Below are 11940 nucleotides of genomic sequence, written 5' to 3'. Positions count from 1 at the left end.
TAACCAGAAAAATACCAAAAGCATAATATAGGATGGTAATAAGGTGATGAATCTGATCCACTTTGGTTTGCTACTATCCTTCCAAAATGATGTGAGTGAATCTGCGAAAAGAGACATGATAATATCAGAGATAAAATCGAACAAGGTGTCCTCCTGAAGATACTGTGCTTATTATCATAAATCGTATCAAGTATTTTTATGTCGGTCAATCAACTCCACATTACATTTTATTCAAAACCCATCATGATTTAACAGCTGCAATTCACCCGTTTCGGCATTAAGGTTTCCGGAAATTTGGGTTTGTTAGGTGAAGGCGAACACTTTGAAATCAATATTTTTTACGAATCCGCTGATATCACTGAATGCAAAGATTCTTTGCTAGTAATGGCTGTAAAATGCCAGTATTCTTAAAATGAAAGAAGGGATAAACGTGGAATTTGGTAACAGAATTAAGCAAGGCCGAATTAATAAGGGGTTGACGCAACAGGAAGTTGCCGATGAGCTTAACGTGTCTCGACAGACGATTTCAAGTTGGGAGAATGAGAAGAGTTACCCCGATATTAATAGTCTGATTGAACTAAGTAATAAATATCAAATTTCACTAGATGTCCTTCTTAAGGAGGATACTGGTATGAAAGAATACTTGGAAAAGCAGATGGTCTTGAAAAGGATCAAGCCGATTGGTCGGGCATTAATTGCGTTGGACTTATTATTAGTATTAATAATGACGCTGAATGTTTTTGATATTATTAAGGTGCGTGGCGTAGCAATGTTAGTTATGTTAACTGTGCTACTATTCACGTTATATCCTTTAAATAGGTTTAATGATTTTGAATTAGAATTAACTGGAAGAGATCGGTTTCCGAAACTAATAGCCTTTTTATCTGGTAAATGGCTGTGGTATTTGATTTTGGCAACTGTGTTAATTTCGATCGGTTCTTACTTTGTTTTTGGTGTTGATCGATTGTCTGGATATTTTACGGGAACCGCTGCTGCTTTGATCATGTTGAAAGTAGCGGTCAAATATAGAAAAAAAGCTGAGAGATAAAGTAAATGATGTGTAGTTGATGGATATTGTCCCATTTTAGATAAAAAATATGGCGTTTAAATAATGCACCCCATAAATGTTAGATTTATATCTAACTTTTATGGGGTGCTTCAACTTAATACCGTTTTTTAGAGGTATTAAGGTATGTCTGAGTCTATTAAATGATTTGGTTGGCCAATTATTACCCAACCGTTACGCGTTCTTTTCCAACGCTCAATACCGTATCCTTGGCTGTAAACAGTGGGATTTGGTGATTAAGGGTTTCGAGAACTAAGCTTCGGTCAATTGTTTTTTGGTCGTCAGTTGCCACAACGAATGCAACATCTTCAGGCCAATCCATTCCCTTTGCATAGTTGATAATGGTGAAACCATCATCTTGTAGTTCCTTACCAAGCGCTTGGTCGTGGCTGTCCGTATCAGACAGGATAACGTTCTTAGCGGTGGAATTAGTGACGTAGTGATATGAGTCAAAGAGAGCGTTATGAAGGGCCTCTTGGAGGGTTGCCCCTTCACCGATATCTTCACCGGTTGATTTCATTTCTGGACTCAATGCAGTTGGAGCATCAGGGAGTTTAGCAAACGAGAACACAGGGGCTTTGACGTACACATTATCTGGTTCTGAGTGCAAACCAACTTCCAAGCCAACTTCAGCTAATGATTTACCAAGAATCAGTTGAGTAGCCAATTGAGCTAAGTGAAGTTTAGTGATCTTACTCATGAAAGGTACGGTCCGTGATGCTCGTGGGTTAACTTCGATAACGTAAACGTCGTCAGCAACGATAAACTGAATGTTCATCATTCCGATGGCATGAACTTCCTTACCAATCATAGTAGCAATGTTGACGATCTTTTCTTTCTGGTCGGCAGTTAGGTGCTGTGGTGGGTACATAGCGATAGAATCTCCTGAATGGACACCAGAGCCTTCCAAATGCTCCATGATACCAGGGATGAAGACATCCTTACCATCACTTAAAATGTCGACTTCACATTCAATTCCGCGAACGTACTTGTCAATTAAGATTGGTTGACCAGGGCTAGCCTTCAAGGCTGGCTCGATGTAAAGTTGGAGGTCAATTTTCTTTTCAACAACGGCCATTCCCCGACCACCTAAAACGAAACTAGGGCGAACAAGAACTGGGTAACCGAGGTTATTTGCAATTTCCTTAGCTTCTTCGGCGTTCATAGCTGTAGCGCCTTGTGGATGGGCAATATCGTGCTTGATCAGCAATGATTCAAAGTCGTGACGGTTTTCAGTTTGTTCAATTCCGTCCATCGAAGTACCGAGAATCTTAACGCCATGCTTGGTGAGATCTTCAGTCAAGTTGATTGCGGTTTGACCACCAAACTCAACGATAACTCCGATTGGTTTTTCAAGATTAATAACGTTCATAACGCTGTCAATCGTAAGTGGTTCAAAGTATAGCTTGTCAGAGATTGAGAAGTCAGTTGAAACTGTCTCGGGGTTATTGTTGATGATAATGGCGTTGTAGCCAGCAGCCTGAATAGCTTGTACACAGTGAACGGTTGCGTAGTCAAATTCGACACCTTGACCGATTCTGATTGGACCGGCACCGATAACTAGAACACTGTTACCAAGTGGTTCACTTTCGTTTTCAGTTCCCACTGTACTGTAGAAGTATGGGGTTGAACTTTCAAATTCGGCAGCACAAGTATCAACCATTTTGTAAACCAGTTTTTGGTCAGTTTGCGTTTCTAACTTAGCAATTTCTGATTCTGAAATTGAGTTGACAGCCATGATTATGTTGTTGGTAAATCCGAATTTACGGGCTTGTTGCAATAAATCAGCTGTTAACTGGGTAGATGCAAGTTTGCGTTGTAGATTGATAATGTTTTCAAGCTTGGACAAGAAAAACTTGTCAATTTTGGTGGCATCGTAGATAGTGTCCAATGAGATTCCCTTACCAATTGCAGTGAATAATTGGAAGATTCGAACGTCGGTTGGGGTCTTGATGTCTTCTAACAGGGTGTCAACTGAGTGGCTTGCATCCTGTTCTGAAATTAGTTCAGTTTGCAGTTTGTCATTTAACTCGAGTGAAGAAACAGCCTTAAGGAGTGATTCCTCAATCGTTGTTCCAATAGCCATTACCTCACCAGTAGCCTTCATTTGGGTTCCGAGAGTATTGTCGGCGTGGGTAAACTTATCGAATGGGAAACGAGGAATCTTGGCAACCACGTAGTCTAAAGCTGGTTCAAACATTGCGTAGGTTGTCTTGGTGATTGGGTTGATAATTTCATCAAGATTCAAACCAACGGCGATTTTAGCCGCAATCTTTGCGATTGGGTAACCAGTTGCCTTTGATGCAAGGGCAGATGACCGACTAACCCGCGGGTTAACTTCGATGACGTAGTATGCTTCGCTGTCTGGATCTTGGGCGAGTTGGACGTTACAGCCACCTTCGATTTTAAGGGCGTTGACGATTTCAAGAGATGCGTCACGCAGGCGTTGGTATTCTTTATCGGTCAAGGTTTGCGTTGGGGCAAACACGATTGAGTCACCGGTGTGAATTCCGACTGGATCAAAGTTCTCCATTCCCGTAACGATAATTGAGTTACCGTTGTGGTCTCGCATAACTTCAAATTCAATTTCTTTATAGCCAGCGATACTTTGTTCGATCAAACACTCTGTGCTTGGTGACATTGTCAAACCGCGACTAAGAATCTTTTTCATTTCGGCTTCATCTTTGGCGATACCACCACCGGTTCCGCCAAGGGTGTAGGCTGGTCTGATGATTACTGGGTAGCCGATTGAAGCCGCAAAGTCTAAACCAGTTTGCAGGTCAAAGACAGTTTTAGATGCGGGGATTGGTTCGCCGAGTTCTTTCATCAATGATTTGAACTCTTCCCGGTCTTCGGCTTGGTTGATAGTGTGTAAACTAGTTCCGAGAAGTTCGATATCTAGTTCATCAAGAATTCCATCCTTGCTCAATTCAACGGCAAGGTTCAAACCAGTCTGACCACCAAGGGTTGGTAGGATTGCATCTGGTTTTTCATCTTTGAGAATTTTCTTTAGGCTAGGAACGGTGAGGGGATCAAGGTATACCTTATCCGCAATTTCATCGTCAGTCATGATAGTAGCGGGGTTTGAGTTAACAAGAACCACTTCATAACCTTCTTCACGAAGGCTCAGGCACGCTTGGCTTCCTGAGTAATCAAACTCGGCAGCTTGGCCAATAACGATTGGGCCAGAACCAATGATGACGATTTTGTTAATGTCTTTACGTTTAGGCATTCTTTACTCCTCCTTCAATCATTTCAATGAATTGGCTAAATAGTTTGCGAGCCTCATGTGGTCCAGGGGCTGCTTCGGGATGGTATTGGACTGAGAAGATTGGCTTACCTGGGTAGCGTAATCCTTCACAGGTCTTGTCGTTAACTTCTACTGCTGTTAGTTCGAGTGGAGTATCAGCGAGTGAATCAATGTCCACAGCGTAACCATGATTTTGAGAAGTAATGTAGATTTCACCAGTAAGGAGATTCTTGACGGGGTGATTAATTCCCCGGTGACCAAATGGTAACTTGTAGGTTTTAGCACCATTAGCAAGTGCTAGTAATTGATGGCCAAGACAGATTCCAAACGTTGGGTACTTTTCTTGGAGCTGTCTGATAATTGGTAGGAAATGCATGTAATCTGTTGGATCGCCAGGCCCGTTAGATAATAGGATGCCATCCGGATTCAGGTTTTCGATATCTTCAAACGTTGCATCAGGTGTAACAACCGTTACATTAGTTCCCTGATACTTAAGTTGGGATACGATATTATCCTTAACCCCAAAGTCGACTAATACCACGTGGTGACTGTTTTTATCGGCTGAATTAGAAATCTGTTGTGATTCGATAACTGACAGCGATGGGTTTCCGGTTTGCTTAGCTGGCAAAGGCTTATTAGTAAGACTTGCCTTCATGGTTCCAAAGTTTCTGATAATTTTAGTAAGTTTCCGAGTATCAATGTTTGCGATTCCAGGTACTCGCTCTTGCTTTAAGAATGAGTCAAGGGTAATCACGCTTTGATAATGAAATACCTTATCGCTTACTTCGTGAACGACTACGGCACTGGCTTGAGCGTTCTTAGATTGGCTGGTTTCCATTGAGATACCGTAGTTTCCAATCAGTGGATAGGTAAACGTAATGATTTGGCCCTGGTAGGAAGGATCGGTAATTGACTCCTGGTAACCTGTCATGCTGGTGGTGAAGACGATTTCGCCGTCAATTTCGGCTGCTAAGTCACCGAATGCGGTTCCGACAAACGTTTCTCCATTTTCCAAAGTTAAATATTTTTTCATTTCCAAACCTCCCGGTTAATAACATGGCAAAGTAATTTTCTAAAGAATAAAAGTTTTTTGGGAAAGTGTCAAGAGTAAATATGCAATATTTTGGACTAAAACTGAATAAAAATAGTTATATACCAAAATTATTGAATAAAATTCATCGCATGTAGTGACAGATTAAACTGTTTTTTATTATTCTCATCCTATAACCGCCCCTAAAAAAATACTGATGGTGATGAAATTGGATAAATACCCAAAAAAATAACTTGCCATTAGCTGAGATTGGGGTTTATAATTACAGACAAATAAATAGCCTTTAACGATAACCCAGAGAGGTTAGTAAGGATTCTAAACAGTAAGCCATTGATGAAACTGGTCAGCCTCCTTACCCAAACTGGGTATCGGGGCTGATTTTTATTTAGATTGTTAATTTGCTCCCGTGAGGGCAAAACGCGAATATTAATACAACGGGATTTCTGTATTAAGGCGCTTTGCACACACGGCAAGGCGTCTTTTTTAGGAGGAATTTTGACCATGATTGATATGACAACCCAATTACTAAGTTTGGAAAATGTTGTAAGCATGGAGGATTTAAGCGTTGCCGATGTAATGAGTTTGATCAGAGAGGCTAATGATTTTAAGAACGGTAAACAGGTGGATCTGGTTAGACCTACATACGCTGCCAACCTGTTCTTTGAAAATAGTACGAGAACTCACACTAGTTTTGAAATGGCAGAAAGAAAGTTGGGAATGACCGTTGTTAACTTTGACCCTGCCGCTAGCTCAGTGAAAAAGGGCGAAACTTTAGGAGACACATTAAAGACTCTCCAAGCAATTGGGGTTGATATGGTTGCTATCCGTGACCGCAAGAACGAGTACTATAAGGATTTAGTTGAAGATCCAAATATCCACATGGCAATTGCTAATGCTGGTGATGGTTCGGGTCAACATCCTTCCCAATCACTACTTGATATGATGACCATCTACCAAGAATTTGGTAACTTTAAGGGACTCAAAGTTGCCATTGTCGGTGACTTATCCCACTCACGTGTTGCTCGTTCAAACATGGAAGTTCTTACTAAATTAGGTGCCAAGGTATACTTTGGCGGCCCAAAGAAATGGTTTACCGATGACTTTGCTGAATATGGCGAATGGCGGGAAATTGATGAATTAGTCCCAGAGATGGATGTAATGATGTTTCTCCGAGTCCAACATGAACGGTTAGCCGCAGATGAGAACGGCTCATTCTCAGACGTTAAGTATCACCAACAATACGGTTTGACTAAAGACCGCGAACGACAAATGAAGGACGATGCAATTATCATGCATCCAGCTCCAGTTAATCGGGATGTTGAAATTGCGGATGAGTTAGTTGAATGTGACCGTTCAAGAATTTTTGAACAAATGAAGAACGGTGTCTTCGTTCGGATGGCAATTATCGCAAGTATGCTAAGATTCAAAAACCTAATCGAGGAGTAGTTAACGTGAAAACAATTATCAAAAACGGCAAGATTCTCCAGGGTAACCAACTAGTTTCAAAAGATATTTTAGTAGAAAATGAAAAAATTACTTCTATAGATAGTAGAATTGATGAGGATAAAGCTGAAAAGGTAATTGATGCAAAAGGGGCGTTCGTTGCTCCGGGACTGATTGATGTTCATGTTCATTACCGTGAACCGGGCTTTACAGATAAGGAAACGATTGAAACTGGAAGCAAGGCTGCAGCTCGTGGTGGATTTACAACGGTGTGTGCGATGCCTAATCTTGACCCAACTCCAGATACGGTTGACCGGTTTAGGGCCCAAAGTAAGTTAAATGAAAATAAGGGTGTTGTTCGTATCAAGCAGTATGCCACAATTACTGAAAATCGAGAGGGCAATCAGTTGGTTGACTTCGATGGTTTGAAACAAGCTGGCGCATTTGCCTTTTCAAATGATGGTAGTGGAATTCAAACTAGCGAAACAATGTTTAACGCTATGAAGGAAGCCAAGCGCGTTAACATGGCGATTGTTGCCCACGTTGAAGATATTAGTTTAGTAGCCGGTGGTGTCCTTGCCGAAGAGGCCGCTGCAAGATTGAATGTAAAGCCAATCTCATGGGTTAGCGAAACTGCGCAAGTTGCCCGTGATTTAGTGCTTGCCCAAGAATCTGGGGCGCACTATCACATCTGTCACGTTTCTTCAAAGCACACCGTTGAGGCCGTTAGACAGGCTAAAAAAGCGGGAATTAATGTGACGTGTGAAGTTACTCCTCATCACTTATTGCTTACCGAGGATGACATTCAAACTGATAATTCCTTCTATAAAATGAACCCACCATTGAGAAGTAAATCAGACCAAGAAGCATTAGTTGCAGGTTTGCTTGATGGAACGATTGATATGATTGCGACTGATCATGCTCCTCACACGGCTGCTGAGAAGGACCAATCAGTAACTAAAGCCCCATTTGGAATTACTGGTAGTGAAACGGCGTTTGCTATGCTATATACTAAGTACGTAAAAGCCGGGATTTTTTCTCTTGATCAATTAATTAATTGGTTAGCTGGTAACCCAAGCTCTGTATTTAATATGGGCGATCTTGGAACTTTAAAAGTTGGTGGTCCCGCTGATATTGCTGTATTCGACTTGGATAACAGTGAAGAGATCAAGAAAGCTGATTTTGCTTCAAAGGGAAAGAACAGTCCATTTGTTGGCGAGAACGTGTATGGAAATACATTGCTGACAATGGTTGACGGCAACGTAGTTTATCAAAAATAGGTTAATAAAAAGAAGAAACGAAAACTTGGTTTGCTGCCAGGTTTTCGTTTTTTGTTTATAGAAATTCAAATTAATATCATAAAATTTAATTTAACAATATTCCAAAAATATGTAATAATGAGGCTGAATAAAACTTTTGGAGGTCCACAATGACATATAAAATTGGTGTGATTCTCGGAACAACCCGAACGGCTGCTCTTGGGGACAAGATTCTTAGTTACTTAAAGAATCGGTTTCAAAGTAATGATGAGTTTGAATTTACTTGGTTACGGTTGAAAGATTACCCACTTCCCTTGTACGACCATGAGGAAACGCCACTTTCAAACCCAATCCAGAATCTGGAAGGGATTGAGAAAAAGTGGCTTAATGATATTGCCGCTCAGGATGGCTACATTATCCTAACGCCAGAATATGACCATGCAATTACCGGAGCCCTTAAAAATGCCCTTGATTATATTGGCGGTGAAGTTGACCATAAGCCAGTTCAAGTGATTTCATACTCGCACTTTAGTGATGGTGGGATGTTAGCAGCGGAGTCAATTGTTGAGATTCTTCAAATGTTAAAGATGATGGTCCTACCAGAACCAGTGTTAGTTTGGAACGCTGACCGCAACTTTAGTGATAACGGTGAGTTGGTGATGAGTGCGGAAAACAGTTCTCACTTTGAGAAGCGGTTTGGTGACGCATTTAACGATATTAAGTTCTATACTAAAGTTTTAAAAGATAATCCATTTCATAGATAAAAATATAAAAAAGTCCAATCGGAAACCAATTTAGTTTCCAATTGGACTTTTTGTATTATTTTGGTTCTGGGCTACCGATTACTCGGACCTTGAACACTGAGTCAATGCCGGCTAGATTATCTGTTAACTTATCTTCCTGATTCTCATTTAGGTGGTTAACATCGATTACTGTGTAAGCAACTTTCTCTTTAGCTGCGTTCGACATACTTTCGATGTTGATTCCCATGTTGGCAAGTGAAGTAGCGATTTGACCAACCATGTTAGGAATGTTTTTATGAATAATCGTGATTCTAAATGGACTGTTCATTGGGACAGTTAGGTTTGGTAAGTTAACTGAACCTTCAATGTTTCCAGTTTCTAGGTACTGGACGATCTTTGATGCTGCCTGAGTTGCCCCGTTGATTTCAGCTTCTTCCGTTGAGCCACCGATATGGGGAGTGATTACTACATCATCTCGATTTAGCAAAATGTCGTCGCCGAAGTCGGTCATATAATTCTTTAAGTGGTGATTATCTAAGGCAGTAACTGCTGCTTTATTATTAACGATGCCACCACGAGCAAAGTTGAGGAGAACAGCATCATCTTTCATTACAGCTAGTTGGTCATCACCGATCATACCAGTGGTTTCTTCGTTTTTTGGAACGTGGACTGTCACGAAATCAGCGTTTTCAAGGGCTTCATCTAAACTTTGAGCCCGTTTGATAGAAGTTGAAATTCTCCATGCGGCATCTGACGAAAGGTATGGATCGTAACCAATAACCTTCATTCCAAGGGCGTTAGCAGCATTCGCAACAAGAGAACCAACGTGACCAACTCCAATAACTGCCAGAGTTTTGCCAGTCAATTCCTCCCCGTTGAATTTGGTCTTATCCTTTTCTGCCCGGAGCGAAATGTCAGCACCACTATTTTGGGCGGAGTATGCTGCAGCTGCAAACAGGTTTCTAGATGCGGCAACTAACATTGCGATTACCAACTCTTTAACGGCGTTAGCGTTACTTCCTGCGGTGTTGAAAACGGCAATTCCTGACTCTGTAGCACGGTCTAGTGGGATGTTGTTGAAGCCGGCACCTGCTCTGGCAATTACCTTTAAATTAGCTGGAAATTCGTGTTTATGAAGGTCAACTGATCTAATTAGGTAACCATCCGCATTATCGTCTTGGTTGATTTGGTACTTATCGGTAAATTTATCAAGTCCTGCTTGGGCAATAGCGTTAAAAGTTTTAATCTGATACATATTTATTTCCCCCTAATTGTTAGTTTCAAATTGATGTAGAAATTCAACGAGCGCCTTAGCCCCTTCGAGTGGCATGGCATTGTACAAACTAGCTCGCAAACCACCAACGCTTCGATGACCTTTTAGGTTCATCAGTCCAGCTGCCGTGGCTTCACTAACTAGTTTGGCATCTAAGTCCTCATTACCGGTTGTGAACGGAATATTGGTGAGTGACCGATCGGAAACCTTGATGTTATTGCTGAATAGTTTGGAGTTATCAAGGAATTCGTACAAAATTCCGGCTTTTTCCTGATTGATTTTTTCCATGTTGGCAACCCCACCGATTTCGTTCAGTAACCATTTGAGGACCAAATTAACGGAGTAGATTGAAAATACTGGTGGTGTATTGAACATCGAATTCTTTTTGATCATCAGATTGTAGTCAAGAATGCTTGGGACAAACTCAGCTTGACTGATGAGTGATTCCTTAACGATGACAATGGTAACTCCCGCCGGGCCAACGTTTTTTTGAGCTCCCGCGAAAATCATGCCATAATCGGAAACCTGGTACTGTTCGGCTAAAAAGTTAGATGACATATCCGCCACGACAGGGATTCCTGGATTACCAGCATTCTTATGGTAAGCCGTTCCTTCAATGGTATTGTTCATTGTGACGTGAAGGTAATCGTAGCCTGAGAGGTTGTTTTCTTGATTTAGCCGAGGGAGTTCAGTGTACTTTTTGCTCTTAGTGGACTTTAGAACGTCGGCTTTGAAGCCGATTTTTAGAGCTTCTTGATATGCTCTGTCAGCCCAATGGCCACTGTCTAATACGGCGATTTTCCTTTGATCACCAGCCATATTCATTGGAGCAGCGGCAAACTGACCAGTTCCGCCGCCTTGAAAAAATAGGACTTGATAACCGGCAGGGATGTTTAACAGCTTCGTTAAGTTATCCTTAGCTTCATCGATGATTTCATCAAACATTTGGGAGCGGTGAGAAATCTCTAGAATACTCATTCCAGAATCATTTAAAGATGGTAGTTCTGCCTGAATTTGCTGAATTACGGGTTTGGGTAACACTGCTGGACCTGCTGAAAAATTATAAACCGTCATTTTTTCCACTCCTTAAAATATAAAAAGGCTCCTACAGAATTAGTTCTGTAAGAGCCCAAGTTGCACAATTAGCGGTCTTACAGAGATAGTTCCATGTAAGACCTTTCGTAAATTCACGCGAAAGTAGGCCTACATAGAAATCAATGCAGACCAGGAGGATGAGCTATTTAGTTGATTGATTTGAATCGTCATAGTGACCTCCACTTATTTCGTCTATACATAAAATTTAACAAATATTAGATTATAAAGCAATGAAAATAACTAATTATTTTAAAATAAAAGGTTCTACAATATCTGTTGTTGGTGATAGATTTTTCTATCACTGATAGCAGATTTTTTTGTATATTCTAAAGGTACACAAAAACGGAGACCTTCCGTTTAAAATCACCCGACTAAAAGCGTTCAAAGAAAGGACTCCGCATGGATAATATTAGCAAAGATTTACTAAGTATTAAAGATGAAAATATAACTTTGATTGATAGTTCGGTTGGCGATGATGGTATTACTAGAATCCAAGCTACGCTTGATTATGTTCCTAAGGCATGTGAACACTGTGGAATTATTAATGAAGGCCAAATAACAAAATATGGTTGGCGGACGACGACCATCAGGTATCCAAGAGCTATTGGTAACACAGTGATTTTAATTTTGAAACGCCGTTATTTCTGTTGTAAAGAAGATGCTAACAAACCACATTACTTCTTAGCACAAACCAGTATCGTCCCAAAAAACTGCACTATTTCATACGCTACTCGAAAACTTTGTTTAGAAAAGCTGACCG

8 protein-coding genes and 1 pseudogene are annotated in these 11940 nt (G+C 40.8%); 5 read left to right on the top strand and 4 right to left on the bottom strand.

The window, feature by feature from the left end; genetic code table 11:
• Window positions 1–430 precede the first annotated feature (430 nt).
• On the top strand, window positions 431–1048 hold the full coding sequence (locus QOW94_RS07410; RefSeq protein ID WP_283679719.1) for a helix-turn-helix domain-containing protein: 618 nt from the start codon (window positions 431–433) through the stop codon (window positions 1046–1048).
• Between the two features lie 181 nt (window positions 1049–1229).
• On the opposite strand, the gene carB is transcribed toward QOW94_RS07410, so the two are convergent.
• Both carB and QOW94_RS07400 read right to left on the bottom strand, forming a co-directional pair.
• Window positions 1230–4298 carry a carbamoyl-phosphate synthase large subunit gene (gene carB, locus QOW94_RS07405; protein WP_283679718.1) on the bottom strand — a complete coding sequence of 1023 codons (3069 nt, stop codon included), beginning with the start codon at window positions 4296–4298 and terminating at the stop codon, window positions 1230–1232.
• A complete protein-coding gene (locus tag QOW94_RS07400; protein WP_283679717.1) occupies window positions 4291–5349 on the bottom strand; it encodes a carbamoyl phosphate synthase small subunit in 1059 nt (352 codons plus the stop codon). Before QOW94_RS07400 ends, carB begins: the two co-directional genes overlap by 8 nt.
• 519 nt (window positions 5350–5868) lie before the next feature.
• Here QOW94_RS07400 and QOW94_RS07395 point away from each other — a divergent pair.
• From QOW94_RS07395 to QOW94_RS07385, 3 genes are all read left to right on the top strand, one after another.
• A complete protein-coding gene (locus QOW94_RS07395) occupies window positions 5869–6813 on the top strand; it encodes an aspartate carbamoyltransferase catalytic subunit (protein ID WP_502867257.1) in 945 nt (314 codons plus the stop codon).
• Between the two features lie 5 nt (window positions 6814–6818).
• The gene (pyrC, locus tag QOW94_RS07390) at window positions 6819–8090 is read left to right on the top strand and encodes a dihydroorotase (RefSeq protein ID WP_283679716.1); all 1272 of its coding nucleotides are present in this window, start codon (window positions 6819–6821) and stop codon (window positions 8088–8090) included.
• Between the two features lie 149 nt (window positions 8091–8239).
• Complete coding sequence (locus QOW94_RS07385; protein WP_283679715.1) at window positions 8240–8833, top strand: NADPH-dependent FMN reductase; 594 nt, start codon at window positions 8240–8242, stop codon at window positions 8831–8833.
• Between the two features lie 55 nt (window positions 8834–8888).
• On the opposite strand, the gene QOW94_RS07380 is transcribed toward QOW94_RS07385, so the two are convergent.
• Together QOW94_RS07380 and serC are read right to left on the bottom strand one after the other, a co-directional pair.
• The gene (locus QOW94_RS07380) at window positions 8889–10067 is read right to left on the bottom strand and encodes a 3-phosphoglycerate dehydrogenase family protein (protein ID WP_283679714.1); all 1179 of its coding nucleotides are present in this window, start codon (window positions 10065–10067) and stop codon (window positions 8889–8891) included.
• A gap of 12 nt (window positions 10068–10079) precedes the next feature.
• Window positions 10080–11159 carry a 3-phosphoserine/phosphohydroxythreonine transaminase gene (serC, locus tag QOW94_RS07375; RefSeq protein ID WP_283679713.1) on the bottom strand — a complete coding sequence of 360 codons (1080 nt, stop codon included), beginning with the start codon at window positions 11157–11159 and terminating at the stop codon, window positions 10080–10082.
• 420 nt (window positions 11160–11579) lie between these two features.
• Here serC and QOW94_RS07370 point away from each other — a divergent pair.
• Window positions 11580–11940 (top strand): annotated as a pseudogene (locus QOW94_RS07370) (transposase family protein); the annotation flags it as partial.

The sequence above is a fragment of the Lentilactobacillus sp. Marseille-Q4993 genome, from assembly GCF_951230165.1.
Taxonomy (GTDB): Bacteria; Bacillota; Bacilli; order Lactobacillales; family Lactobacillaceae; genus Lentilactobacillus.
Note: the sequence above shows the minus strand (reverse complement) of the source record. Positions and strands in the feature narration are given on the sequence as shown.